Annotated in this window: 26 protein-coding genes and 2 pseudogenes; 21 read left to right on the top strand and 7 right to left on the bottom strand. The window is 65.2% G+C overall.

The annotated features are described in order from the left end of the window. Window positions 1-33: 33 nt before the first annotated feature. The 3 genes from H0P51_RS07240 to H0P51_RS07230 all read right to left on the bottom strand — a co-directional run bounded on the left by H0P51_RS07240 (window position 34) and on the right by H0P51_RS07230 (window position 2,331). Window positions 34-834, bottom strand: a complete 801-nt coding sequence (locus H0P51_RS07240; protein WP_425489026.1) for an ABC transporter permease — start codon at window positions 832-834, stop codon at window positions 34-36. A 47-nt stretch (window positions 835-881) separates the two neighbouring features. Then, window positions 882-1,697: an ABC transporter permease gene (locus H0P51_RS07235; protein ID WP_246398738.1), complete on the bottom strand. Its 816-nt coding sequence runs from the start codon at window positions 1,695-1,697 to the stop codon at window positions 882-884. Window positions 1,698-2,115: 418 nt separating this feature from the next. Next, the gene (locus H0P51_RS07230) at window positions 2,116-2,331 is read right to left on the bottom strand and encodes a hypothetical protein (protein ID WP_180917288.1); all 216 of its coding nucleotides are present in this window, start codon (window positions 2,329-2,331) and stop codon (window positions 2,116-2,118) included. A 72-nt stretch (window positions 2,332-2,403) separates the two neighbouring features. Here H0P51_RS07230 and H0P51_RS07225 point away from each other — a divergent pair, with 72 nt between their 5' ends. Further along, entirely contained in the window at window positions 2,404-2,706 is a 303-nt protein-coding gene (locus H0P51_RS07225; protein WP_180917287.1) for a hypothetical protein, read from the top strand. Window positions 2,707-2,801: 95 nt separating this feature from the next. Here the strand turns inward: H0P51_RS07225 and H0P51_RS07220 are convergent, their stop codons facing one another. After that, window positions 2,802-3,437 carry a TetR/AcrR family transcriptional regulator gene (locus H0P51_RS07220; protein ID WP_180917286.1) on the bottom strand — a complete coding sequence of 212 codons (636 nt, stop codon included), beginning with the start codon at window positions 3,435-3,437 and terminating at the stop codon, window positions 2,802-2,804. Between the two features lie 423 nt (window positions 3,438-3,860). Between H0P51_RS07220 and H0P51_RS07215 the strand changes: the two genes are divergently transcribed. After that, complete coding sequence (locus H0P51_RS07215; RefSeq protein WP_180917285.1) at window positions 3,861-5,312, top strand: thiolase C-terminal domain-containing protein; 1,452 nt, start codon at window positions 3,861-3,863, stop codon at window positions 5,310-5,312. Window positions 5,313-5,436: 124 nt separating this feature from the next. Further along, window positions 5,437-5,709, top strand: coding sequence for a hypothetical protein (locus H0P51_RS07210; protein WP_180917284.1), 273 nt, complete (start codon window positions 5,437-5,439; stop codon window positions 5,707-5,709). 229 nt (window positions 5,710-5,938) lie between these two features. Here H0P51_RS07210 and H0P51_RS28850 read toward each other — a convergent pair whose 3' ends face one another. Then, on the bottom strand, window positions 5,939-6,064 hold the full coding sequence (locus H0P51_RS28850) for a hypothetical protein (RefSeq protein WP_281373893.1): 126 nt from the start codon (window positions 6,062-6,064) through the stop codon (window positions 5,939-5,941). Between the two features lie 474 nt (window positions 6,065-6,538). Further along, window positions 6,539-6,689, bottom strand: a pseudogene (locus H0P51_RS28365) (translation initiation factor IF-2 N-terminal domain-containing protein); the annotation flags it as partial. 121 nt (window positions 6,690-6,810) lie between these two features. Here H0P51_RS28365 and H0P51_RS07200 point away from each other — a divergent pair. The 11 genes from H0P51_RS07200 to H0P51_RS07150 are packed head-to-tail and all read left to right on the top strand — an operon-like array spanning window position 6,811 to window position 15,728. Next, window positions 6,811-7,902: a homogentisate 1,2-dioxygenase gene (locus H0P51_RS07200; protein WP_180917282.1), complete on the top strand. Its 1,092-nt coding sequence runs from the start codon at window positions 6,811-6,813 to the stop codon at window positions 7,900-7,902. 1 nt (window position 7,903) lies between these two features. Next, on the top strand, window positions 7,904-9,094 hold the full coding sequence (locus tag H0P51_RS07195; RefSeq protein ID WP_180917281.1) for an alpha/beta hydrolase: 1,191 nt from the start codon (window positions 7,904-7,906) through the stop codon (window positions 9,092-9,094). Further along, complete coding sequence (locus tag H0P51_RS07190) at window positions 9,091-10,290, top strand: CaiB/BaiF CoA transferase family protein (RefSeq protein WP_180917280.1); 1,200 nt, start codon at window positions 9,091-9,093, stop codon at window positions 10,288-10,290. The genes H0P51_RS07195 and H0P51_RS07190 overlap by 4 nt, the downstream gene beginning before the upstream one ends. Then, a complete protein-coding gene (locus tag H0P51_RS07185; protein ID WP_180917279.1) occupies window positions 10,287-11,183 on the top strand; it encodes a hydroxymethylglutaryl-CoA lyase in 897 nt (298 codons plus the stop codon). The genes H0P51_RS07190 and H0P51_RS07185 overlap by 4 nt, the downstream gene beginning before the upstream one ends. Beyond that, on the top strand, window positions 11,183-11,806 hold the full coding sequence (locus H0P51_RS07180; RefSeq protein WP_180917278.1) for a TetR/AcrR family transcriptional regulator: 624 nt from the start codon (window positions 11,183-11,185) through the stop codon (window positions 11,804-11,806). The genes H0P51_RS07185 and H0P51_RS07180 overlap by 1 nt, the downstream gene beginning before the upstream one ends. 22 nt (window positions 11,807-11,828) lie before the next feature. After that, on the top strand, window positions 11,829-13,067 hold the full coding sequence (locus tag H0P51_RS07175; protein WP_180917277.1) for an acyl-CoA dehydrogenase family protein: 1,239 nt from the start codon (window positions 11,829-11,831) through the stop codon (window positions 13,065-13,067). After that, the gene (locus H0P51_RS07170; RefSeq protein WP_246398444.1) at window positions 13,064-14,023 is read left to right on the top strand and encodes a phosphotransferase family protein; all 960 of its coding nucleotides are present in this window, start codon (window positions 13,064-13,066) and stop codon (window positions 14,021-14,023) included. Before H0P51_RS07175 ends, H0P51_RS07170 begins: the two co-directional genes overlap by 4 nt. Next, window positions 13,984-14,352 carry a DUF6285 domain-containing protein gene (locus tag H0P51_RS07165; RefSeq protein WP_180917276.1) on the top strand — a complete coding sequence of 123 codons (369 nt, stop codon included), beginning with the start codon at window positions 13,984-13,986 and terminating at the stop codon, window positions 14,350-14,352. The genes H0P51_RS07170 and H0P51_RS07165 overlap by 40 nt, the downstream gene beginning before the upstream one ends. 10 nt (window positions 14,353-14,362) lie before the next feature. Then, window positions 14,363-14,749, top strand: coding sequence for a nuclear transport factor 2 family protein (locus H0P51_RS07160; RefSeq protein ID WP_180917275.1), 387 nt, complete (start codon window positions 14,363-14,365; stop codon window positions 14,747-14,749). 19 nt (window positions 14,750-14,768) lie between these two features. Then, window positions 14,769-15,311: a YceI family protein gene (locus H0P51_RS07155; RefSeq protein WP_180917274.1), complete on the top strand. Its 543-nt coding sequence runs from the start codon at window positions 14,769-14,771 to the stop codon at window positions 15,309-15,311. A 15-nt stretch (window positions 15,312-15,326) separates the two neighbouring features. Continuing rightward, window positions 15,327-15,728, top strand: a complete 402-nt coding sequence (locus H0P51_RS07150; RefSeq protein WP_180917273.1) for an Rv3143 family two-component system response regulator — start codon at window positions 15,327-15,329, stop codon at window positions 15,726-15,728. 859 nt (window positions 15,729-16,587) lie between these two features. On the opposite strand, the pseudogene H0P51_RS29185 reads toward H0P51_RS07150, so the two are convergent. Further along, window positions 16,588-17,044, bottom strand: a pseudogene (locus tag H0P51_RS29185) (PPE family protein); the annotation flags it as partial. A gap of 431 nt (window positions 17,045-17,475) precedes the next feature. Between H0P51_RS29185 and H0P51_RS07140 the strand changes: the two are divergent. The 7 genes from H0P51_RS07140 to H0P51_RS07110 are packed head-to-tail and all read left to right on the top strand — an operon-like array spanning window position 17,476 to window position 25,018. After that, complete coding sequence (locus H0P51_RS07140) at window positions 17,476-17,853, top strand: NADH-quinone oxidoreductase subunit A (protein ID WP_180917271.1); 378 nt, start codon at window positions 17,476-17,478, stop codon at window positions 17,851-17,853. A gap of 8 nt (window positions 17,854-17,861) precedes the next feature. After that, window positions 17,862-18,416, top strand: a complete 555-nt coding sequence (locus H0P51_RS07135; RefSeq protein ID WP_180917270.1) for a NuoB/complex I 20 kDa subunit family protein — start codon at window positions 17,862-17,864, stop codon at window positions 18,414-18,416. Beyond that, entirely contained in the window at window positions 18,413-19,138 is a 726-nt protein-coding gene (locus tag H0P51_RS07130; protein ID WP_180917269.1) for an NADH-quinone oxidoreductase subunit C, read from the top strand. Before H0P51_RS07135 ends, H0P51_RS07130 begins: the two co-directional genes overlap by 4 nt. A 58-nt stretch (window positions 19,139-19,196) precedes the next feature. Then, complete coding sequence (nuoD, locus tag H0P51_RS07125) at window positions 19,197-20,495, top strand: NADH dehydrogenase (quinone) subunit D (protein WP_180917268.1); 1,299 nt, start codon at window positions 19,197-19,199, stop codon at window positions 20,493-20,495. Continuing rightward, a complete protein-coding gene (gene nuoE / locus H0P51_RS07120; RefSeq protein ID WP_180917267.1) occupies window positions 20,492-21,274 on the top strand; it encodes an NADH-quinone oxidoreductase subunit NuoE in 783 nt (260 codons plus the stop codon). Before nuoD ends, nuoE begins: the two co-directional genes overlap by 4 nt. Then, window positions 21,271-22,587, top strand: a complete 1,317-nt coding sequence (nuoF, locus tag H0P51_RS07115) for an NADH-quinone oxidoreductase subunit NuoF (protein ID WP_180917266.1) — start codon at window positions 21,271-21,273, stop codon at window positions 22,585-22,587. The genes nuoE and nuoF overlap by 4 nt, the downstream gene beginning before the upstream one ends. A 7-nt stretch (window positions 22,588-22,594) precedes the next feature. Further along, on the top strand, window positions 22,595-25,018 hold the full coding sequence (locus H0P51_RS07110) for an NADH-quinone oxidoreductase subunit G (protein ID WP_180917265.1): 2,424 nt from the start codon (window positions 22,595-22,597) through the stop codon (window positions 25,016-25,018). The last annotated feature ends 4 nt before the right edge of the window (window positions 25,019-25,022 follow it).

The following is a 25,022-nucleotide window of genomic DNA, read 5'->3' as shown; positions in this document are numbered from 1 at the left end:
ACGTTGTTCTGATCCTCGAAGCAGCATGATCACCTATCCCCTGAACACGAATTCGGGTCGAACGCCCCATAGCAACACGGTGGTGGCGAAGTCCAACACGATGATGGTCACCAGACTTGCGCGTACCGCACGGCCTGAGGCTTCACCGACGCCCACTGGACCCCCCGAGGCGAAATAGCCGTAGTAGCAGTGGATCAGCGTCGCGGCCGTGCAGTAGATGACGGCCTTGGCCAAGGAGTACGCCAGATCCGTCGGCGTGAGGAACTGAAGGAAGTAGTGGTTATATGTTCCGCCGGGTTCGTGCTCGAACACCGTTATCACGGTGTCCAGTACGAAGAAGATGGTCACTAGAGTCAAAAGGTAGCCGGGGATCACACACGTCATGCCGCCGACGAGGCGAGTGCCCACCACGAACGGGATGGGCCTGAGCCCCATGACCTCCACGGCGTCGAGTTCGTCGGCGATGCGCATGGCCCCGATCTCCGCGGTCATGCGCGTGCCGGCTTGCGCTGTGAACGCGATCCCCGCCACCAGCGGCCCGATCACGCGTATGGCACCCACGCCGCCGATGAGCCCCGACAGCGCCCCGAAACCGATGATGTTCAACGTGGCGAGCGCTTCGATCGCCAACGATCCACCCACCGCGACGCCGACGATGAGAAGTACGCTGATCGTCCCGCCGTCCACAATGAGCGAACCCCTCCCCCAGGCGAGGTTGATGGTCGCGGCCAACGTCTGCCGCGAATACCGACGGATCGTGACCGGAAGCAGCCATAACGTCAGACCGATGAACAGCACCCACTGGCCAGCCTCGCGCAGCGGTCGCTTGACCATGCGCATCGATATGACGCGGATGTGCAGGAGAACCGAGGGGCTGGCCACTATGCGATCGCCATCGGAAAGAACATGTTCTGGATCTCAGTGATCGCGAGGTTGGCGAACACGATGCACACCACGTTGACGACGACTGCGGCGTTCACGGCATCGGCCACCCCGCGAGGACCGCCCTTGGCCTCCATCCCGCGTAGCGTCGAGACGATTGCCACGATTGCGGCAAAGACGGCGCTCTTGGCCAACGCGAACCACAGGTCAGTCATCTTCGCGAAGGTGCCGAATGACATCCAGAAGCTCCCGGGGGCAACGTCATTCACTGCCACCGACAATGTGAAGGCGGCTCCGGTGCCCGACGCCACGATGATCGTGCACAGGATCGGCGACAGAGCCAGCAGGGCCAGAAATCGAGGCACGACCAACCTGCGAATCGGATCGACTCCCATCACCCGCATGGCGTCAAGCTCTTCCCGCATCATCCGCGCCCCGAAGTCGGATGCGATTGCTGAAGCCGCTGCCCCACCCATCAACAACCCCGCGGTAATCGGCGCGCCTTGCCGCACGACGCCCACTCCGCTGGCCGCGCCCAAAAGCGCGGTAGCTCCCACTTGGGAAACCAATCCCGATGTCACGACGGTCACCATCGCGCCGAACGGGATTGCCATCAAAACCGCGGGAATCGCGGTGACCTTGAGCAACATCCACGCTTGCCAGAGCATCTCGGCAATTGGTAGGCGCAACGACACCGCATCTGCGATTGAGTACCGCACCACGCTGACAAACAGATGAGAAGCACGACCCACCGTGCCCGCCGCGAGCCACGGGATCTTCAGCGCTCGCAAACCCGCGCGCTTCGGCCCGTTCACGACCTCCGTGAACGTTTGCTGGAACCGCAGTTCGCTAACGCGAGTGGTCACCAACTTCCTTTCTGTCTGCTGCGCATCACCTATGCCCACCTCGTTCGCCTCTTGCTGCGAACTCCCTCCGCAGGTCCTTTCGCTCGCTAGCCTGCGAAGTTCACAGCACAGTAAACCAGCTAGCTGACTAAATCAAGAGACTTTGGCGAGACGGCCAGTCAGCAGAAACATACTTATAGAGAGCAGTTCTCGCGCAATCTCGCACCTCGGCTGCGACGGAGAGTGCGCGCCGACCATGGCATATTCAGTTTATTAACCGATTTATACACAGGGGGTGGCAACCAGATGACGTGTGGCAGACAGCTAAGTTGGCGATTCCCCGATCACGCAATTCACGCTGGGAGGGCCCTTCTTGCCGGTACAAGCTTTAGGGGAAATTGCGTTCGGGGCTGCGAACGGCGTACTCGTACGGCGAGAGAATGGCATCCGTGGACGCGGTATCAACTCGTTGGGTGTCCCGCTCGTGCCGGATGGGACGCATGAATCCGTTGGGTCCGATTGGGGCGACTTCGTGCACAACGGAGTGGGTGAGATAGCCCGCCGCCGTCAGGAGCAATTCATCCGGTAGACTGATTAAGTCCACCACAGGTCCTCTGGCAGATCCGCGGTCTGCCAGAAAAGTACGCGGGTACAAGGGGGCGGCAAAGTTTCCATGATGATGTTAAAGGTTGCGATGACAGCGGTGATCGTGGCGACTGCGTCCTGGCTTGCGCCGATGCCCGCAGCCCCGGCGGACCCGCTGGTCCCATTGACTCCAGAAGAGGTCAGATACCTCGATCACCTTCACCAGTTGCTCCCGGGCCATGGTGATCCCGCGGTATCCCATGGCGACGGATGGCTTCTGGAAAAGGGTTGGTACGCCTGCAGTAAGAAGGCTCAGGGGTTCGTCGGCGCACCGACAGTTCTGTTGTCGCCGATCATCACGCAGGTGGCGTACGCCGACCTGTGCCCGGGATGATCAACCGAACTTCAGCGGGCGATGACGGAGTCAATCCCGCCGCCCGATCGGCCCTCGTGGTCACCGACCGTGGACGCGCACCCGTCTGGGCGTTTTCATCGCGGCATCCGTCGTGGTGCGCCGGTGGAGACCTCGTTGTGGATCGCCACGCGCCTCCGAGGAGTGTGGAAGCTGTGCGGAAAGGCCCGCTTGAATCCTTCGACCGTGAGGCGAAACCGCTCGAAGTCCAGTTCAGCCGAAATCTGGCCGAGTCCGCTGAATACCGCCATGAGCATGCCCAGCGCCCATTGCCGATCGGACGCGTCGATCTCGCCGGTCTGTATACCGGTACTGATCAGAAGTTGCCAGAGATCTCCCCATCGCGTGTCGTGGCCAGCCTCGGCGATCTCGGCATGGCGACGCGCCTCCAGCCGTACCATCACGACGAAGTGATGTGTAACTGGGTCCGTCCGAACAATTTCGGTTGCGACGTCGAGTACGGCGGAGAGTTGCGCCGAGAACGTCCGCTCCGCAGCCGCGGCTTCCTGCATGGGAACCAGCATGCGATCATTAGCTGAGGAGTCGACCTTGAGGAACAACTCGCTCTTGGTCCGATAATGGTGGTACACAGAGCCCTGCGTAAGTCCCGCGTCTTCAGCGATCATCTTCAACGTCGTAGTTGCGTAACCATGCTCGGCGAACAGTCGCTCTGCGCTGTCGAGAATCAGTCGGCGCGTCTCCTCGCTGCCCACCGCTGCGGGGCGACCAGGCGCGCGCCTTGAATTGGTGTCGTTCTTGGATTTCGATCGAGACCCCACACCCACCCCAGTTCTGACTAGCCACTGCCGGATTCGCAGCAGCGTCCGCGCGCTGCTCGATCCTATTCCACACTGAACCCACAGCAGGCATCCCGTTATAATCATTAATCAGACTGAATAATAGTCTCGTGCGGAGTGGCCGGCACCGGCCGCGCGCGAAGAAAGGCACGTGCTTCATCGATGTAGTCGGAGCCGCACCAGGCGGTTTCGCATTCGCGGAGTCGCTGAGCGTTTCCATCGGAACGTGGGCGCTCCGACAGGGGAGGAGATCTCAAACCGATGCCGTTGATATCGCGAACGTGATCTGCCTTCACGCCGCACACCACCGCTGACGACGAATGTGAGGAGATAGATGTCATGGCTATCGACGGACGCACACCGGTGATCGTGGGCGTGGGCCAGGTCACCATCGCCGACGTTCAGGCACCCGAGCCGATTGCACTACTCGAACGAGCAGCCTGGGCGGCGGCGGACGATGCGGGAACAGATGCGATTCTGGCTGCACTGCAATCGATCCGAATCGTCCGCATCATGTCTCGCGGCTATCCGGATCCGGCAGCGCTACTGGTCGAACGGATCGGAGTGCCGTCCGTGCACCGCGGTATCACGACTTCCGGTGGCAATCATCCTCAGGCTCTCATCAACCGCACCGCGCACGAAATCGCCAATGAGGGACTCGATCTCGCTCTGATCGGTGGCGCCGAATCATGGCGGACCCGCTCGGCCGCGAAGAAGCGGGGTGACAGACTCGATTGGAGCAAGCAGGACTCCGCTGCTATCCCTGACGATACCTACGGGGACGACGAACCCTTCTTTCATGCGGACGAGGCCGCTGTCGGGATCGAGCGGCCCGGGCAGATGTACGCGATCTTCGAGACGGCCTTGCGCAACGCGCTCGGCCTCGAACCCGAGGCGCACCTGAGACGGATCTCCGAACTGTGGTCGCGGTTTTCGAGCGTTGCGTCGAGGAACCCCTATGCGGCCATCCCCCGCACGTACACGCCCGAGCAGATATCGACGGTGAGCGATGAGAATCGGATGATCAATTATCCGTATCCGAAGCTGATGAACTCCAACATAGTCGTCGATCAGTCTGCTGCACTGATCATGTGTTCGGTGGAACGTGCTCGTGCCCTTGGAATCGACGACAGCCGTTGGGTGTTTCCCTGGAGTGGTGCCGAGGCGTTCGGCACAGCCACTGCGTCTACCCGCGACAATCTCGCCGAATCCCCCGCAATCAGAGTCGCGGGAAGGACGGCGCTGGCGTTGGCGGGAGTCGAGGTCGACGATGTCGACCTCGTGGATCTCTACTCCTGCTTTCCCTCGGCGGTTCAAGTGGCTGCGAGTGAGCTGGGGCTGTCGTTGGATCGCGAACTCACGGCCACCGGTGGCCTCACCTTCGCCGGTGGGCCCGCCAATAACTACACCACCCACGCCATCGCATCGCTGGTGCCGCTGCTCCGTACGCGTCCTGACGATGTCGCCATCGCGACTGCCAACGGCGGAATGCTGTCCAAGCATGCGATCGGCGTCTACTCCGGAACGCCACCGAGAACCACCTTCCGACGAGCGAACGTTCAGGCGGAGGTTGACGAATTTCCCTCGCGCGCTTTGGCGAAGGGCTACGCAGGCACCGCCACTGTCGAGGCCTACACGATCGAGTTCGACTCTGCACGCGCACCGGCCCGCGTGCTGACGGCGGCTTTGACTCCCGACGGTGCGCGTACCTGGCATGCGAGCGTCGAACCAAGTGTAATCGAGCATGCCCTCGCGGGTGACCTCATCGGGCGGCCGATCGCCACCGCGTAATATCCCGCGACGCGGCCAGAATTGAAGAACGGCCGCCCGAGTCCCGCGATCGTGCATGATGCGAATTCGTTGAATCGCGTCCAGCGTCTCCGCAGAACGGGTCACGGCGCTTACAGTGAATCAGGTGGCTGACTGGTCATCGAAGGCCACGCGAGCGGCGAAAGAATTGCGCCAGGCTCGCATAGTCTGTGCTCAAGAGTCTCTCGACGTCGGCGATGAATTCGATAAGCCGTCGTGTTGCTCGATTCAGCTGCGGACTGGTCTCGACGAGGCGATCTCTGGCCCTGGGCTGGATGCACCCGAGCATGTCCCACAAGCGCTGGTCATTGCCCACACTGGCGATGGTGAGCACGACAGCGCGACGAAGAAAGTCAAAAGAGGCTCACGTGCGGCGTAGTTCGTCAGCTGCGGAGCGCCCGCCATCGTCGGCGTCGATCAGCTCGCGGAACTCTCTATCCCGCGTTCCGCAAGGCCAGGCTGCGTCAGAATGGAGCCGTGGGCGCGCACCAGTGTGTCGAGAAGCCGCTTATCGTGGTCGATGACGACTGCGAGGGTTATGAGAGGTCCTGATGCACGGTTGTCAATCTCGTTTCGGTTTTCGTGGCGCGGCGGGATACCGCGTATTGCTAGGTGAGATAGCCATATTCGCCTGATTCGTTCGCGGCAAGTTCCTGCGGACAGGTAACGATCACTTCCCGACCGTGGCCCACGGTCTTGCCGGCGACGATGTCTGCAATAGCCTCCACATCCATAGTGACCACGACCGGTGGCAGGCAGGCCGTTCGGGCAGCGGGCGGGTGATCACGACGTCTTCGCCGTCTGATGTCTTGGCTGTCAACTGCGCAGCGCCCGCAGGACCGGATCTCTGTGGTTTCTGCAGTCCCGCTCGGTTTCGAGCGCTACGTTTAGCGTTGCGAAGGTTGCGCAAAGCGAGAGACGTTGCTGAAATGCGTCGCTGATGGTTGGCAATCATTTCGCACAGCCCTGACTGCGTAAGCCCGTACCTGGCTTCACATTCCCGAGATAACTCGTCAATCGCCTGGTTGGGATTCTCCGAAGCGGAGGCAAGTCGAAAACGCCTGCAGATGTCGAGGGCCTCGGCGGGGGAAGCGGCGCTCGGCGCGCCCGCTTGTCAGCGGCTGCTTTTGGCTGGGTGGGGGTGGTACCGGCTGCTCGCCGCCGGGCCTCGACGGCGACTGATTTCGGACCTGGACGTGTATAGCCATACGCTGCACGCAGCCGAGCCGCAACGGGGGCCTTGATAGTGGAGGATGCAGACGTCACGAACTCGCCGTCCGCGGCGAGCCGCGCCAAGATCTCCTTACTGGTCACGCCGAGCTCTTTGACCAGCTCGCGTACCCGTGCCTTGCCACCCATTACTCCATTACTGTGCGTGATCCGGGGCCATCGGCCGGAGCCTTGCCCTCAAACCTAAACAAAAAGTAATGTCACTTTTAGTTTTCACCCGGAACACCACTGACCGACCTGGGAATGATCCATGGAATCCTTTATCCACCTGCGCAAAGGCAAGACCCCGCGGCGCGTGCATGCCGATCTCGACGGCCTCAAGGACGACGAACTGGGGCGCGGCGGCTTTACCGGGCGCACCGCCAACATGTACCGCCGCCACGACCCCACCGCCTACCGCGCGGTCGGTCCACTGCGACCCGTCGACGTGCTGGCTGACCAGCTCAAGCCCAGCGACGCCACCGATGCCAATGGCGGACCGCTGCTGATGTTCAGCAATGCCGACTGCCGGGTGCTGCTGAGCCGCCGCGGCGAGGCGATGCCATACTACGCCCGACACGTCGACGGCGACCTGTTGTGCTTCGTGCACAGCGGCGGCGGCCTGCTGGAAACCGAGTTCGGGCCGCTGCGCTACCGGCCGGGCGACTGGATCTACGTTCCGAAAGCCTGCACCTGGCGCCAGGTACCCGACGCCGAGACCACCATGCTGATGATCGAGGCCACCGACGAGTTCCGGGTGCCCCCGCCCGGAACCCTGGGACGTCACTTCCCGTTCGACCCGTCACAGGCAGTCATCCCGGACCCAGACCCTATCGATGAGGACGGGCGCGACCAGTACGACGTTCGGCTCATCCACGAGGGCGGCCCCACTACCCTTTACTACCAACACAATCCGCTCGACGTCGAAGGCTGGCGCGGCGACAACTTCGCCTTCAGCTTCAATATCTCCGATTACAACGTCGTCACCTCCGACAGCGTGCATCTGCCCCCGACCGTGCATCTGTTCATGCAGGCGACCGGGGTCTACGTGATGAACTTCTTGCCGAAGCCCGCCGAAGGCACACCGGGCACCGAACGCACACCTTGGTATCACCGCAACGTCGACTACGACGAGATCGCGTTCTTCCACGGCGGCTCGCTCTACGGCATCCCAATGCCGCCCGGCCTCATTTCCCATGCGCCACAAGGGGTTCACCACGGTGCACCGGAGAAGGCGCGAGAACGGGCGCGACGCAAGTTCGACGACTACACCCGGGTCGACTGGCAGGTAATCGCCATCGACACCCGCCGACGACTCACCCCCTCCCCCGAGATACTGGCCAACGACCTAGGACAACACTGAAATGACGCAGGCCCCGGTTAAGCACGACTACGAACGCATTCCCTATCTTGTTGCCTTCGCCAACAATTCCGGTGTGCGCGACGTCTATGGAGGGGTAGCCGGGCTGACCGTATTGGAAAGCTATCTCCTCAAGCCGAAAGACCGGCCCAGCGACACCGTGCTGGTGTTCATGCACCCGATCGGCGGCGGCGCCTACCTGCCGATGATCAACGCGCTGGCCCGCGCCGGCCACCACGTGATCTACTGCAACAGCCGGTTCCGCGGCACTGACTCCGCCCTGCTGATGGAGAAGGTGGTCGAGGACCTCGGCGAATGCATCAAGGACGCCAAAAACCGCCTCGGTTACCAGAAGGTGGTGCTGGCCGGCTGGAGCGGCGGCGGCTCACTGTCGGTGTTCTACCAACAGCAGGCCCAGCACCCGACCATCACCTCCAGCCCGTCCGGCGACGGCCCAGACTTGACCAAATTGGAGTTGCCGGCCGCTGACGGGATCATGCTGCTGGCCGCGCACATCAGCCGGCACGGCACGCTGACCGAATGGTTAGACGCGTCCATCCTCGACGAATCCGACCCCACCAAGCGCGATCCCGAGCTCGACCTCTACAACCCCGACAACCCCAACCAGCCGCCCTACACCGAGGAATTCCTGGCCCGCTATCGACAGGCGCAGATCGACCGCAACCGGCGAATCACCGCCTGGGTGCACCAGAAGCTGGACGGGCTGACAGCGGCCGGGCGCCCCAACGACGAGTTCTGCTTCGTGGTGCACGGCACCATGGCCGACCCGCGTTGGCTGGATCCGACCGTCGATCCCAACGAGCGCACCCCGGGAACCTGCTACCTGGGTGACCCTGCGGTGGTGAACATGAGCCCGGTCGGGCTGGCCCGTTACTCCACACTGCGCGGTTGGCTCTCGCAGTGGAGCTACGACGAGGCCCGCGGCGACGGCGTGGCGTGCGGCAGGGACCTTGCCATCCCCGCCCTGGTCATCGGTAACCTGGGCGACGACGCATGCACACCCAGCCACACCCGGCGGCTCTTCGAGGCGATCGGGCACCCGGATAAGGAGATGCACGAAATCCACGGCGCCACACACTATTACGCGGGCCCCGACCAACGCGACAAGCTGCGCGAGGCCGTGCAGATCGTTACCGACTGGCTGAAGCGCCACGACTTCGCGGGGGCTGAATGACAGGAGCCCTCGACGGCATCCGGGTGCTCGAACTGGGCACCCTGATCGCCGGTCCCATGGTCGGGCGCCTGCTGGGCGACATGGGCGCCGACGTCATCAAAGTCGAACCGCCGGGCGCCCCGGACCCGTTGCGCACCTGGGGCCAGGCCGAGGTCGACGGGCACCACGTCTTCTGGACCGTGCACGCCCGCAACAAGCGGGCCGTCACCCTCGACCTCCGCAAACCGCGCGGCCGCCAACTTTTCCTCGACCTCGTCGAGAAGTCCGATCTGGTCGTGGAGAACTTCCGGCCGGGCACGCTGGAGAAGTGGAACCTGGGCTACGAAGCCCTGTCCGAACGTAATCCGGGCATCATCCTGGTCCGGGTATCAGGCTACGGCCAGACCGGACCCGACGCACACAAGGCCGGCTACGCCTCGGTCGCCGAGGCGGCCAGCGGGCTGCGGCACCTCAACGGATTTCCCGGCGGCCCGCCGCCGCGACTCGCCCTCTCGCTCGGCGATACCCTCGCCGGCATGTTCGGCGCCCAGGGCGCGCTGGCCGCACTGTATCGCCGCAGTGTTACCGGCAAGGGCCAGGTCGTCGACGTCGCACTGACCGAATCCTGCTTGGCTGTCCAGGAATCCACCATCCCCGACTACGACGTCGGCGGCGTGGTACGCGGCCCGTCGGGCACCCGGCTGGAGGGCATCGCGCCGTCCAACATCTACCGCAGCGCCGACGGCTCCTGGGTGGTGATCGCGGCCAACCAGGACACCGTCTTCACCCGGCTGTGCAAGGCAATGGGCCACCCGGAACTCGCCACCGACGAGCGGTTCGCCACCCACGGCGCCCGAGGCCGCAACCAGGACGAGCTGGACGCGATCATCGGCGCCTGGGCTGCGCAACGCGAACCCGGCGATATCATCGAAACCCTCTCTGCCGCTGGCGTTATCGCGGGACCGATCAACACCGTCGCCGAGGTCGTCAACGACCCGCAGCTGCAGGCACGCGGCATGCTGGTTGGGCACTACGACGAGCGAATCGGACGCGACGTGCTCGGACCCGGAATCGTTCCGGTGCTCTCCGAATCCCCCGGCGGAGTCCGCCACGCCGGCCCGGCCCGTCCCGGACAACACAACGACGACGTCTATACCGGACTGCTCGGCAAAACCGCTGACGAGCTCGAAGCCCTGCGAGCCGAGGCGGTGCTGTGAGCAAGAAGGTAGCCATCCGCGAAGTGGCACTGCGCGACGGCCTGCAGATCGAAAAGCCGATTCCGTTGTCGGCCAAGCTGGAACTGCTCGTAGCGATTGCGAACACCGGCGTGCGCGAAGTCGAAGCCACGGCCTTCGTCTCCCCCACCAAGGTGCCGTCCATGGCAGACGCGGCCGAGCTGGCCGCCGAACTGCACAACTTCCCCGATATCGAGTTTTCCGCACTGGTCGCCAGCCCAAACGGCGCCAAACGGGCGGTCGTCGCGGGGTTGCGGTCGATCGAGTACGTGGTGGCCGCCGACGACACGTTCAGCCTCAAGAACGTCGGGCGCACCAGCACCGAAGCCACTAGTCAGATCAGCGAGATCGTCGATATCGCCCACGCCAGTGACGTCCGCGTCGAGGTCATCGTCGCCACCGCGTGGGACTCCCCATTCGAAGGTCCTACTCCCAGCCAGCGGGTACTTGACATTGCCGCCGCCGCGCGGGACCAGGGCGTGGACCGGTTCTCGATCGCCGACACCATTGGCACTGCCACCCCCGGGCGGGTCAGTTCGCTTATCTCTCAACTTCTTCCAATCATCGGGGATCTACCACTGGGTGCACATTTCCACAACACTCGCGGCTGTGGGCTGGCCAGCGCCTACGCGGCGGTTATCGCTGGCGTGACCCGGCTGGACGCCTCGGTGGGCGGGCTGGGCGGTTGCCCATTCGCGCCCGGAGCCACCGGCAACATCGCCACCGAGGATCTGGTGTACCTGCTGACCGACAGCGGCTACCACGTCGACGTCGATCTGCGGGCCGCGATCTCCGCGGCGCAGGTCGCCAAAGAAGCAGTCGACCACGATTTGCCGAGCGCTCTGCTACGCGCAGGAGACCGGATCCGCAGCTGATGCCCGCAGAACTGGTGAGTGCCAAAGGCCGGCAGACCCGTCAAGCGATCGAGCAGGCCGCCCGGAAGCTGTTCGCCGAGCGCGGCTTTCACGGCACCACGCTGGCCGATATCACCTCGGCAGCGGGCAAGTCACCGGCGGTGTTCTACCGCTATTTCACCGACAAGGAAGATCTGCTGGCCGCCCTGGCCGGGTCGTTCCTGCACGAGGTGGTCGAACCCTCGGGGTGGGCGGTACCGCTACCCGAATCACCCGCCGACAACGCGTTCTTCACCTCGGTGGTCACCGGCTACTGGAGCATGTTCAAGCAGAACATCGGCATCATGATCGCAGTGGCACAGCTGGCGGCCACCCAGCCGCGATTCGCCGACGTGCAGAACGAATTTCGCCGCTTCGGTATGGAGATCGTGGCGGCATCGGTCCGCCGAGCCCAAGATCAGGGCCACGCGCTGGAGCTCAACCCGGAGCACACCGCGGCCGCCATCGCGCTGCTGTTCGAGAACTTCACCACCGTCTTCGTCGGCAAGTCCGACCCCCAGAAGGGCCTGGGCGTGCGGATAACCGACGACGACGCGATTGTCCTGCTGTCTCGGATCTGGAAGAAGACTTTGTACGGCGCCTGACCACATCGAAGGAGCAATCAACGTGGATTTCACTCTGCCCGAACATCTTCCTGGCTTGCTGGCCGAGATGGACGAGTTCATCGAGACCGAGATCAAGCCACTGGAACGCGAAAACACCCAGTACTTCGACCATCGCCGGGAGAACGCCCGCACCGACTGGGACAACGGCGGCATCCCGCGCCGCGAGTGGGAGGACCTGCTCGGCGAGATGCGTCGGCGCGCCGACAAGGCCGGCTGGCTGCGGTACGGGCTGCCGTCGCAGTTCGGCGGCCGCGACGGCAGCAACATCGACATGGCAGTCATCCGGGAACACCTGGCCCACAAGGGGCTCGGGCTGCACAACGACCTTCAGGACGAGTCCTCGATCGTCGGCAACTTCCCACAGGTCATCATGATGGACCGGTTCGGCACCGCCGCGCAGAAGAAGGAATGGACCGAGGCTCTGATTACCGGCGAGCGCTCGATGGCGTTCGGCCTGACCGAACCCAACCACGGCTCGGACGCCACCTGGCTGGAGACCACCGCCGTGCACGACGGAGACGACTGGGTCATCAACGGCGCCAAGCGATTCAACACCGGTGTACATCGCGCCACCCACGACCTGGTGTTCGCCCGCACCTCCGGCGACCCGGGACATGCCCGGGGCATCACGACGTTCCTGGTGCCCTGCGACGCCCCGGGCTTCACCATCCCGTTCTACTGGTGGACGTTCAACATGCCGACCGACCACGCCGAGGTGGAGCTCAAAGATGTCCGAGTACCCGACGGCGCGGTGCTCGGCGAGGTGGATCGCGGCCTCGAGGTGGGTCAGACGTTCTTGCATGAGAACCGAATTCGGCAAGCGGCCAGCAGCCTGGGCGCCGCCCAGTACTGCATAGACCGAGCCGTGTCCTATGCCGGTGAACGCAAAGTGTTCGGCAAACCGCTGGCGGTGAACCAGGCGGTGCAGTGGCCGCTTGTCGAACTGCAGACCGAGGCGCAGATGGTGCGACTGCTCGTTTATTACGCGGCAACGCAATTGGACGAAAACCACCACATGGAGGTCTCGGACAAAGTATCGATGGCCAACTATCGCGCCAATCGCCTGGTGTGCGATGCGGCCGACCGGGCCATGCAGGTGCTCGGCGGCATCGGTTACAGCCGGCACGAGCAACTCGAGCACATCTACCGCCACCACCGCCGCTACCGCATCACTGAAGGTGCCGAAGAAATCCAGATCCGGCGAGTTGCCCAGCGGCTGTTCAAGTTCGGCAAAAAGTGACCCTGGCGGCGAGCCTTAGCGACCTGCTCTCCGAGGTCTTCGGAGACCGGGTGCGGATCGAGAACCTGCGCGCGCTGACCGGCGGGGCCAGCCGCACCACCTGGGCGTTCGACGCCCTCACCGACGCTGACCGACGCGCGCTGATCCTGCGCACCGGCACGCCCGACGACGTGCACGCCGCCATGGAACTGGAGGCCCGGGTCCAGGTCGCCGCCGCAACCGCCGGAGCTCCCGTCCCGCACGTCCTGGTCGCCGACGATTCGGCTGCCGCCCTTGGCAACCCGTACCTGATCTGCGACGAGATCAAGGGCGAGACGATCGTCCGGCGTATCCAGCGACAGCTCGACGACCCCGAGCGGCTACTGCGCCAGTGCGCCCAGGCCATCGCGGCGATCCACCGCGCCGACCCCGAGATTCCCGGACTGACCCAAGAGGATCCCGTAGGCCAGTGGCGCGAGCGCCTTGACGAAATGTGCGACACCACAGCCACTTTCGAGTGGACGTTTCGGTGGCTGGACGCGAACCGGCCTGCCCGCACGCCCGCGGTGCTGGTGCACGGCGACTTCCGGATGGGCAACCTGATCGTCGACGGATCCGACCTGGCCGCGGTGCTGGACTGGGAGCTGGTGCACCTCGGTGAAGCCTACGAGGACCTGGCCTGGTTCTGCGTACGCGCCTGGCGGTTCGGTGCACCCGCCAGCCGCGGCGCAGGAGGCCTGGGCAGCATCGAGAGTTTCTTGCGCGGCTACGAGGAGACCGGCGCACCTACCGTCGACCGGGTCGCGTTTCACTGGTGGCTGGTACTGGCGACGCTCCGGTGGGGAATCATCTGCCGGTATCAGGCCGAGCGCCACCTGAGCGGGCAGACCCGCTCGGTGGAGTTGGCCACCATCGGTCGCCGGGTATGCGAAAACGAATGGGACCTCCTCGATCTGCTCCAGGAGGTCCCGTCGTGAACCTGCACGGCAGGCCCACGGCGGCCGAGCTCGTCGCCGCCGTCGCCGAATTCCTGGAAACCGAAGTCCGGGACGCCACGACCGGCGCGGTCAACTTTCACGCCCGAGTGGCCGCCAACGCGTTACGCATGGTCGAGCGGGAACTACAGCATCCAGGCGACTCCGACGTGCGGGCAGCGCTGGACAGCCTGGGATACACCGACGAGGCGAGCCTGGCCGCCGCCATCCGCGCCGGCCAACTGGACGGCCGCGATCTGGACGTCACCGCCTGCCTGCGCACGCTGGTGCGCCACCGACTGGCCGCCGCACACCCCGGATACGACGATTAGGAGTCCACCGATGTCCGTCATCGAAACGGCCGACCGGCTGTTCAACGCGATCGAAAACGGCGACAAGGCCGCGGTTGAGAACATGTGGAGCGACGACGTCACCGTGTGGCGCACCGGCGTCCGCCCAGACCGGGTCGACGACAAGCCGCGGGCGCTGCGGGTGATCAGCTGGTTCATCTCGGCCACGACGCAGCGCGCCTACGAGATCGTGGACCGCGAAGTCTTCGAGAACGGATTCGTCCAGCAGCACATCCTGCGCGCCACTGGGCACACCGGTCAGATGATCGCGATGCGGGTTTGCATCGTGATCAAGTTGGACACAAATGGTCTTATCAACCGAATCGACGAGTACTTCGACCCTAAAGACCTCGCTCCGCTGCTGGACCAGAAACTATGACGATGAACCGGGACCCAAGATGACGACGCTAGAAACACTGCTCACCGATCCCGACACCAGCGGGACCTGGGCATTGCTGCCCGACAAATCGACTATCGGCTTCAAGATCAAGAACATGTGGGGTGTCGTGCCCGTGAAGGGCAAGTTCACCGAGTTCACCGGCACCGGCCAACTCACCGCCCGGGGCGCTGTCAACGGCCGCATCGACATCCAGGTCGCGTCGCTGCGCACGGGCATCGGCCGCCGCGACAAGCACCTGCGCTCCGCCGACTTCTTCGACGCCGAACGGTTCCCGACGATCACCGTCGCCGTCACCGCCCTGCATCCGGAGTCCGGGAACGCCGCCGAACTGACGTCGGAATTCACCATCAAGGGAATCACCGAACCGGTGGCGCTGCCGGTCAGAGTCACCGAGCACGACGACGGCTCGGTGACTATTTCGGGCCGCGGCGACATCGACCGAACCCGCTTCAACCTGCACTGGAACAAACTCGGCGTGATGGCCACGACCGTCACAGTCTCGGCGGAAGCCGTCTTCGTGCGGTCGCCCATCGGGGCGTGAATTAACATCTGCACCGTGCCCGACTCGAGCAGCCCCCTGAAGATTCTCGTCTACAGCGACAACGCGCAGACCCGCGAGCAAGTGATGCGGGCGCTGGGTAAGCGGCTGCATCCGGATCTGCCCGAGTTGAGTTATGTGGAGGTCGCGACCGGCCCCATGGTGATCCGCACGATGGACGAAGGCGGCATCGACCTGGCCATCCTGGACGGGGAGGCCACGCCGACCGGCGGCATGGGAATCGCCAAGCAACTCAAGGACGAACTCTCGGCTTGCCCGCCGATCCTGGTGCTCACCGGCCGTCCGGACGACGCATGGCTGGCCAGCTGGTCGCGGGCCGAAGCGGCCGTGCCGCATCCGCTGGACCCGATCGTGCTGGGCCGCGCGGTGCTGAGCCTATTGCGCGCGCCCGCCCTCTGACCGGGCGATCAGCCCCGCAGCCGTATTTTTTCCTCGGCCTCGGCCTCGGCTTCGGGCTGGGCCTGCGGCTGGTGAAATTGTCCCGGCTCGATCTCCGGGCGCAGTCGCACCACCGAAGCCTCGGCTTCACCGCTCTCCGAGTCTTCTGATTCCTTGCCGGCCGGCTTTGCGCCGGTTGCCCGCAGGGACGACACCGGGATTCGGGAAGTCTCCGAGATTGCCGATGCCGGGGCAACCGCAGCCACGACGCTGGGTGCCGCCGCCGCCGCGACGTCGGGCGCCGCGCTTGGCAGCACGCTCATCGCCGGCACCTCGGCCTCGAGGTTTTCCAGGGTTTCCGCGGCCTGCGACTCCGCGGTTTCCTCCGTCGTAACCGCTTCCTCGGGCTTGCCGGCGGACTCCTCGGACTGCGCGGGTTCCTTGGACTTTGCCGATTCCTGGGACTGGCTAGGCATCGACGGCCTGTCACCCAGCAGCCCGGCCATGGCGATGCCACCCATCGCCATCGGCATCATGCTGAAGCCCCCCGGACTCACGACGCCAGTGTTCACGGTCGTCGCCGCTACGGCGCCCGCATCTGCAGGTGCCACCGCGTTGCCGGCCGTATACGCGGCAGGATCACCGCCGGCATAGGCGGCCGGAGCGAGACCCGGGTCGGCACTTCCCACGCCACCGGCACTGCTTGCCTCGCCACCGCCCGCGGCACCGGCAGCTGGGGGGGCGCCCCCGGCGGTTGCACCGTTCGTGGCGCTCCCAGCTGCACCGCCACCCGCGCCCGCGCCGGCACCGGCCGCACCGGCCACCGCGCCGGCGAGGCCACCCGTCAGGGCTGGGAAGCTCTGCAGCACGGTCTGCCACGGCACCACCTGCGCCGCCGCCGCAGCGGCACCGGCGTAATACCCGGTCATCGCGGTGACGTCCGCGGCCCACATTTCTTCGTAGATGCTCTCGGCCATCGCGATCAGCGGCGCGTTCTGGCCGAACAGGTTTGTCATCACCAGGTTCACGAATGCATTGCGGTTGGCGTCCACCGCTCCTGGATGGACAGTGGCAGCGCGCGCCGCCTCGAATGCGCTGACCACCGACCGCGCCTGACCGGCCGCGCCCAGCGACTGCGAAGCCGCCGCGGCTAACCATCCCGCGTACGGAGCGGCCGCCGCCGCCATCGCCGCCGCAGCCGGGCCCTGCCATGCCTGCCCAGCCAGATTCGAGATCACCGAACCGAACGACTGGGCGGCCGTGCCCAACTCCGCGGCCAAGCCGTCCCACGCCGCGGCGGCTTCCAACATGGGCGCGCTACCGGCGCCTAGGAACATGCGCAAGGAGTTGATCTCCGGCGGCAGCGTGAAAAAGCTCACAGTTCGCGTCCTCCCAGATCGGCCGTCTGCGATCGCGCGGCCCTCGCAAATCGCCCCGGCAGCGGTCAGTGGTAAGGGTAACAACAAGCGCTCCGCGCGTCTGGCGGTCGGCGGAATCGACAATATTTTGCCTGGCTAGGTATCGAAAATTGGCTTTCGGGACAGCAAACTTTCGACCGTCCGACACGCCATCCGGTGACGCCGTGCACGGTGCCCGCAGGCGGGCGACCCAGCGCTGTTCGCGAGCCTGACCCCGGGCATGTGCCCAGGCGGTCGCGCGACTATGTTGAAGGTCACTGTGACGGCCCACAAGCCCGGTCCGTCACACAGCCCTATCACGCGCTTTGCCGCCCACGCTGGCGGCCCATACGGACGGATCGTGGAGCGAGTTGAACGTTTACATACCCATCCTGATACTCGCGGCGGTTGCCGCGGCTTTTGCCATAGGTTCGGTCTTCCTAGCCAGCATCACCGGGCCGACCCGCTTCAACAGGTCCAAGCTGGCTGCCTACGAATGTGGGATCGAACCGACCGACAGCCCGGTCAGCGGGCCGCACGCGGCCAGCGGTCAACGGTTTCCGATCAAGTACTACTTAACCGCGATGTTGTTCATCGTCTTCGACATCGAAATCGTGTTCCTCTATCCCTGGGCGGTCAGCTTCGATTCGCTGGGGGTGTTCGCGCTCGTCGAGATGGTGGTGTTCATGCTGACGGTTTTCGTGGCCTACGCCTATGTGTGGCGCCGCGGCGGCCTGACGTGGGATTGAGGTAAGACGTGGGAATCGAAGAACAGCTTCCCGGCGGGATCCTGCTGTCCACGGTCGAGAAGGTGGCGGGCTACGTCCGCAAGAACTCGCTGTGGCCCGCGACGTTCGGGCTGGCCTGCTGCGCGATCGAGATGATGGCGACGGCCGGCCCAAGGTTCGACATCGCCCGGTTCGGAATGGAACGGTTCTCGGCGACGCCTCGGCAGGCGGACCTGATGATCGTCGCGGGCCGGGTCAGCCAGAAGATGGCGCCGGTGCTGCGCCAGATCTACGACCAGATGGCCGAGCCCAAATGGGTACTGGCCATGGGCGTGTGCGCCTCCTCGGGCGGGATGTTCAACAACTACGCGATCGTGCAGGGTGTCGACCACATCGTCCCGGTGGATATCTATCTGCCCGGCTGCCCGCCCCGGCCAGAGATGCTGCTGCACGCGATTCTCAAGCTGCACGACAAGATTCAAGAAATGCCGCTGGGTGTTAATCGCGAGCGCGCCATCGCCGAAGCCGAGGAGGCCGCGATGAGCGCCCGGCCCACCATCGAAATGCGCGGGCTGCTGCGATGAGCTCACCGGACAAAGATCCGCAGGGCGCTGCCGTCACCCCAGGTGCCCAGGTGCCGGCAGGCGGCGAAGTGATCGACGTGCGCCGCGGCATGTTCGGCGTGTCCGGCACCGGCGACACCTCCGGCTACGGGCGGCTGGTTCGCGAGGTCGCCCTGCCGGGCGGCAGTCCCCGCCCCTACGGCGGCTACTTCGACGACATCGCCGATCGGCTGAGCGAGGCGCTGTCTGGCGAGGGTATCGACTTCGACGACGCGATCGAGAAAGTCGTCGTGGACCGCGACGAACTCACCCTGCACGTCCGCCGGGAGCTGTTGCCGCAGGTGGCCCAACGCCTGCGCGACGAACCCGAGCTGCGGTTCGAACTGTGCATGGGCGTCAACGGTGTGCACTATCCGCACGAGACCGGCCGGGAACTGCACGCCGTCTATCCGCTGAAGTCGATCACGCACAACCGCCGACTACGTCTGGAAGTGTCTGCGCCGGACAGTGATCCGCACATTCCGTCGCTGTTCGCCGTCTACCCGACCAACGACTGGCACGAGCGCGAGACCTACGACTTCTTCGGGATCATCTTCGACGGACACCCGTCGCTGACTCGCATCGAAATGCCCGACGACTGGCACGGGCATCCGCAACGCAAGGACTACCCGCTGGGCGGCATCCCGGTCGAATACAAGGGCGCACAGATACCCCCGCCCGACGAGCGGAGGGGATACAACTAATGACGAAAAAGACCGAAAATGACGAAAAAAGACCGAAAATGACGAAAAAAGACGAAGAATGAGCACAGCAGAAACCCTGGTCGTTGCCGGCGGCCAGGATTGGGACAAGGTCGTCGACGCCGCGCGCAACGCCGATCCCGGCGAGCGCATCGTGGTCAACATGGGACCGCAGCACCCGTCCACTCACGGCGTGCTGCGGCTGATCCTTGAGATCGAGGGCGAAACGGTCACTGAGGCCCGCTGCGGAATCGGCTACCTGCACACCGGAATCGAGAAGAACCTCGAATACCGGTACTGGACGCAGGGCGTCACCTTCGTGACCCGAATGGACTATCTCTCACCATTTTTCAATGAGACTGCCTACTGCTTGGGCGTGGAGAAGCTGCTCGGCATCACCGACCAGATCCCGGAGCGGGTCAACGTCATCCGGGTGTTGATGATGGAGCTCAACCGGATCTCCTCGCACCTGGTCGCACTGGCAACCGGCGGTATGGAGCTGGGCGCGATGACGCCGATGTTCGTCGGCTTCCGGGGCCGCGAAATAATACTCAGCCTGTTCGAGAAGATCACCGGCCTGCGGATGAACAGCGCCTACGTCCGGCCCGGCGGCCTGGCTCAGGACCTGCCGCCCGGCGGTGCCGACGACGTCGCCGAAGCCCTTGTGGAGCTGCGCAAAGTACTGCGCGAGATGGGCAACCTGCTCAACGAGAACGCGATCTGGAAGGCACGTACCGAGGACGTCGGATACCTCGACTTGACGGGCTGCATGGCGTTGGGCATCACCGGCCCGATCCTGCGCGCCACCGGACTTCCGTACGACCTGCGCAAGAGCGAACCCTACTGCGGCTACGAAGACTACGAGTTCGACGTAATCACCGACGACACCTGTGATGCGTACGCGCGCTACATCATTCGCGTCAAGGAGATGTGGGAGTCGATCAAGATCGCCGAGCAGTGCCTAGACAAGCTGCGCCCCGGTCCGACGATGGTCGAGGACCGCAAGATCGCTTGGCCCGCTGACCTTTACGTAGGCCCGGATGGAATGGGTAACTCTCCTGAGCACATCGCCAAGATCATGGGCAGTTCGATGGAAGCGCTGATCCACCACTTCAAGCTGGTGACCGAGGGTATCCGGGTTCCTGCCGGACAGGTCTATACGGCGGTGGAATCCCCGCGCGGCGAACTCGGCGTGCATATGGTCAGCGACGGCGGCACCCGGCCCTACCGCGTGCACTACCGCGACCCGTCGTTCACCAATCTGCAATCGGTGGCCGCGATGTGCGAGGGCGGCATGGTGGCCGACCTGATTACCGCGGTCGCCAGCATCGACCCGGTCATGGGCGGGGTGGACCGATGACCGCGGCGTCCACGCCGGACAGCGGCGAGCGGGTCTTCATCCGGCTCGGGCCGCCGCCGTCGGAACCCAACCAATTCGTAGTCGAGGGCGCCCCGCAGTCGTATCCGCCGCAGGTGCAGGCGCGGCTGGAACTCGAGGCCAAGGAAATCATCGGTAAGTACCCGAACAAGCGCTCGGCGTTGCTGCCGTTGCTGCACCTGGTGCAGGGCGAGGATTCCTATCTGACTCCGGCCGGGCTGGAGTTCTGTGCGCAGCAGCTCGACCTGACGGGGGCCGAGGTCTCCGCGGTGGCCAGCTTCTACACGATGTACCGCCGGGGCCCCACCGGCGATTACTTCGTCGGCGTCTGCACCAACACGCTGTGCGCGGTGATGGGTGGCGACGCCATTTTCGAGGACCTGAAGCAACACCTCGGCATCGGCAACGACGAGACCACCACCGACGGCTCCGTCACGCTGCAGCACATCGAATGCAACGCCGCCTGCGACTACGCGCCCGTGGTGATGGTCAACTGGGAGTTCTACGACAACCAGACCACCGAGTCGGCGCGACGGCTCGTCGATTCGCTGCGCGCCGGCGATCCGGTGCCGCCCACCCGCGGAGCGCCACTGTGCAAGTTCCGTGAGACCTCACGGATTCTGGCGGGGCTGCGCGACGAACGCCCCGACGAGGGGCAGGGCGGGGCCGGGGCGGCCACGCTGGCCGGGCTGCGGGTGGCGCAAGAGAACGACATGCAGGCACCCACCGTTCCGGGGAGCGCGCCGGAAGGCAAAGCATGACAACACCTTTGACTCCGGTCATCAGCCGGTACTGGGACGACCCCGAGTCGTGGTCGCTGCAGACCTACGAACGTCATGGCGGCTACCAGGCCATGAAGAAGGCCCTGGCCACCGATCCCGACGAGGTGATCACGACCGTCAAGGAGTCCGGGCTGCGCGGTCGTGGCGGCGCGGGCTTCTCGACCGGCACCAAATGGTCGTTCATCCCGCAGGGCGACTCCGGCGCCGCCGCCAAGCCGCATTACCTGGTGGTCAACGCCGACGAGTCCGAACCTGGCACCTGCAAAGACATTCCGCTGATGCTGGCCACGCCGCACGTGCTCGTCGAGGGTGTGATCATCGCCTCCTACGCGATCCGGGCCAGCCACGCTTTCATCTATGTGCGCGGCGAGGTGGTTCCGGTGTTGCGCCGCTTGCAGAACGCGGTGGCCGAGGCGTACGCCGCGGGGTATCTGGGCCGCGACATCGGTGGTTCCGGGTTCGACCTGGAGTTGGTGGTGCACGCTGGAGCCGGAGCCTACATCTGCGGTGAGGAGACCGCGCTGCTGGACTCGCTGGAAGGCCGCCGCGGCCAGCCGCGGCTGCGGCCTCCCTTCCCGGCCGTCGCCGGCCTGTATGGCTGCCCGACCGTGATCAACAACGTCGAGACCATCGCCAGCGTCCCGTCGATCGTCCTCAACGGCGTCGACTGGTTCCGGTCCATGGGCAGCGAGAAGTCACCCGGTTTCACGCTGTATTCGCTGTCCGGACATGTCACCCGGCCCGGTCAGTACGAGGCGCCCCTGGGCATCACCCTGCGCGAGCTGCTCGACTACGCTGGCGGCGTTCGGGCCGGGCACCGGCTCAAATTCTGGACCCCGGGCGGTTCGTCCACGCCGCTGCTAACCGACGAACACCTCGACGTGCCGCTGGACTATGAGGGTGTGGGTGCCGCAGGCTCGATGCTGGGCACCAAAGCTTTGGAGATCTTCGACGAAACCACCTGCGTGGTGCGGGCGGTGCGGCGCTGGACCGAGTTCTACAAACACGAGTCCTGCGGTAAGTGCACGCCATGCCGGGAGGGCACTTTCTGGCTGGACAAGATCTACGCGCGGCTGGAGAACGGCCAGGGCACCCGCGACGACATCGACAAGCTCCTGGACATCTCCGACGCAATACTCGGGAAAGCGTTCTGCGCGTTGGGCGATGGCGCCGCCAGCCCGGTGATGTCGTCGATCAAACTCTTCCGTGACGAATACATCGCCCACGTCGAAAGAGGCGGATGCCCGTTCGACCCCCGGGACTCCATGCTCTCGCCGGACGGAAAGGCTTGACCTGCCGATGACCACGACTTCTGACGCGGCCAACAAGACCGATGAGGCAACCCCGCCGGACATGGTGTCGCTGACCATCGATGGCGTCGAAATCAGTGTTCCCAAGGGAACTTTGGTGATCCGGGCGGCCGAGCTGATGGGTATTCAGATCCCGCGGTTCTGCGACCACCCGCTGCTCGACCCGGTCGGCGCCTGCCGGCAGTGCTTGGTTGAGGTGGAGGGCCAGCGCAAGCCACTGGCGTCATGCACCACCGTGTGCACCGACGACATGGTGGTGCGCACCCAGCTCACCTCGCCGGCCGCCGACAAGGCCCAGCACGGTGTGATGGAACTGCTGCTGATCAACCACCCGCTGGACTGCCCGATGTGCGACAAGGGCGGCGAATGCCCGCTGCAGAACCAGGCAATGTCCAACGGCCGCGCGGAATCTCGCTTCACCGACACCAAGCGCACCTTCGCCAAACCGATCAACATCTCCTCGCAGGTACTGCTGGACCGCGAACGCTGCATCCTGTGCGCCCGTTGCACCCGGTTCTCCGACCAGATCGCCGGCGACCCGTTTATCGACATGCAAGAGCGCGGCGCGCTGCAGCAGGTCGGCATCTACGCCAATGAGCCATTCGACTCCTACTTCTCCGGCAACACCGTCCAGATCTGCCCGGTGGGCGCGCTGACCGGGATGTCCTACCGGTTCCGGGCCCGCCCGTTCGACCTGGTGTCCAGCCCGAGCGTGTGCGAGCACTGCGCCGGTGGCTGCGCCGAGCGCACCGACCACCGCCGCGGCAAGGTGATGCGCCGGCTGGCCGGCGACGATCCGGAAGTCAACGAGGAGTGGATCTGCGACAAGGGGCGCTGGGCGTTCACCTACGCGACCCAGCCCGACGTCATCACCACTCCACTGATCCGCGATGCTGACGGAACGCTGCAACCCGCGTCGTGGTCGCACGCGATCGTGGCCGCGGTGCAGGGACTCGACGCCGCCCGCGGCAACGCCGGGGTGCTGGTCGGTGGCCGAGTAACCTGGGAAGACGCCTACGCCTACGCAAAGTTCGCGCGAATCGTCTTGGGCACCAACGATATCGACTTCCGCGCCCGGCCGTTCTCAGCCGAAGAAGCCGATTTCCTGGCGGCTCGTATCGCGGGGCGGCCGGTTACCGTCAGCTTCTCCGACCTGGAAACGGCGCCAGTGGTGCTGCTGGTCGGTTTCGAGCCGGAAGAAGAGTCGCCGTCGGTGTTCCTGCGGTTGCGAAAGGCCGCCCGCAAGAACGGCGTTCCGGTCTATGGTGTCGCGCCCTTCGCCACCCGCGCCCTGGCCAAGATGTCCGGTCGGTTGCTGCGCACGGCCCCCGGCGCCGAGCCCGCCACGTTGGACGGCCTGACCGACGGCGAGGTGGGTGAGCTGCTGCGCAAGCCGGGCGCGGTCATCATGGTCGGGGAACGGCTGGCCACCGTGGCCGGCGGCTTGTCGGCCGCGGCACGGCTGGCCGACGCGACCGGAGCCCGGTTGGCCTGGGTGCCCCGGCGCGCCGGTGAGCGGGGCGCGCTGGAAGCCGGTGCGCTGCCTGGCCTGCTGCCCGGCGGTCGTCCCGTCGCCGACGACGCCGCCCGCGCGCAGATTCTTGCCGCCTGGCACGTCGACGAATTGCCTTCCGCGCCAGGACGCGACGCCGACGCCATTCTGGCCGCCGCTTCCGACGGCACGCTGGGCGCGCTGCTGGTGGGCGGCATCGAGCCCGGCGACTTCGCCGATCCGGACGCGGTGCTCGACGCACTCGACGCGGCACCGTTCGTGGTGAGCCTAGAGCTGCGCCACAGCGAGGTAACCGAGCGCGCCGACGTGGTGTTCCCGGTCGCACCGACCACCCAGAAGCCAGGCGCATTCGTCAACTGGGAAGGCCGCTACCGCGGCTTCGAGCCGGTGTTCCGGGGCACCACGCTGCAAGCCGGCCAATCCGATCACCGGGTGCTCGACACGCTGGCCGACGAAATGGGCATCTACCTCGGCTGCGCCTCGGTCGAGTCGGCCCGCGAAGAACTGGCGGCGCTGGGCACCTGGGACGGCGAGCGCGCGGCGGGGCCCTCGGTCGAGGCCGGACCAACCGCGCAGCCCGGGACCGGCGAGGCGGTACTGACCGGCTGGCGGTTGCTGCTGGACGCGGGTCGCGGTCAGGACGGTGAACCACATCTGGCCGGAACCGCCCGCAAACCCGAGGTGCGACTGTCGCCGGACACCGCGGCCGAGATCGGCGCCGCCGACGGTGAACCCGTCACTGTCAGCACCGAGCGCGGCTCAATCACCTTGCCGCTCAACATCACCGACATGCCTGACCGGGTGGCGTGGCTGCCGCTGAACTCGCCCGGCTCGGCGGTGCACCGGCAATTGGGCGTGACCATAGGCAGCGTGGTGAAGATCGGGGCTGAGAAAAAATGAACGG

This window comes from Mycobacterium vicinigordonae (assembly GCF_013466425.1).
Classification (GTDB): Bacteria; Actinomycetota; Actinomycetes; order Mycobacteriales; family Mycobacteriaceae; genus Mycobacterium; species Mycobacterium vicinigordonae.
This window is presented reverse-complemented; position numbering and strand designations above follow the sequence as displayed.

Coding starts and splice junctions, on each gene's coding strand:
- H0P51_RS07240 (WP_425489026.1), bottom strand. CDS start 834: ATGGTCAAGCGACCGCTGCGCGAGGCTGGCCAGTGGGTGCTGTTCATC.
- H0P51_RS07225 (WP_180917287.1), top strand. CDS start 2,404: ATGATGTTAAAGGTTGCGATGACAGCGGTGATCGTGGCGACTGCGTCC.
- H0P51_RS07215 (WP_180917285.1), top strand. CDS start 3,861: ATGGCTATCGACGGACGCACACCGGTGATCGTGGGCGTGGGCCAGGTC.
- H0P51_RS28850 (WP_281373893.1), bottom strand. CDS start 6,064: ATGGATGTGGAGGCTATTGCAGACATCGTCGCCGGCAAGACCGTGGGC.
- H0P51_RS07200 (WP_180917282.1), top strand. CDS start 6,811: ATGGAATCCTTTATCCACCTGCGCAAAGGCAAGACCCCGCGGCGCGTG.
- H0P51_RS07195 (WP_180917281.1), top strand. CDS start 7,904: ATGACGCAGGCCCCGGTTAAGCACGACTACGAACGCATTCCCTATCTT.
- H0P51_RS07190 (WP_180917280.1), top strand. CDS start 9,091: ATGACAGGAGCCCTCGACGGCATCCGGGTGCTCGAACTGGGCACCCTG.
- H0P51_RS07180 (WP_180917278.1), top strand. CDS start 11,183: ATGCCCGCAGAACTGGTGAGTGCCAAAGGCCGGCAGACCCGTCAAGCG.
- H0P51_RS07165 (WP_180917276.1), top strand. CDS start 13,984: ATGGGACCTCCTCGATCTGCTCCAGGAGGTCCCGTCGTGAACCTGCAC.
- H0P51_RS07160 (WP_180917275.1), top strand. CDS start 14,363: ATGTCCGTCATCGAAACGGCCGACCGGCTGTTCAACGCGATCGAAAAC.
- H0P51_RS07155 (WP_180917274.1), top strand. CDS start 14,769: ATGACGACGCTAGAAACACTGCTCACCGATCCCGACACCAGCGGGACC.
- H0P51_RS07130 (WP_180917269.1), top strand. CDS start 18,413: ATGAGCTCACCGGACAAAGATCCGCAGGGCGCTGCCGTCACCCCAGGT.
- nuoD (WP_180917268.1), top strand. CDS start 19,197: ATGAGCACAGCAGAAACCCTGGTCGTTGCCGGCGGCCAGGATTGGGAC.
- nuoE (WP_180917267.1), top strand. CDS start 20,492: ATGACCGCGGCGTCCACGCCGGACAGCGGCGAGCGGGTCTTCATCCGG.
- nuoF (WP_180917266.1), top strand. CDS start 21,271: ATGACAACACCTTTGACTCCGGTCATCAGCCGGTACTGGGACGACCCC.
- H0P51_RS07110 (WP_180917265.1), top strand. CDS start 22,595: ATGACCACGACTTCTGACGCGGCCAACAAGACCGATGAGGCAACCCCG.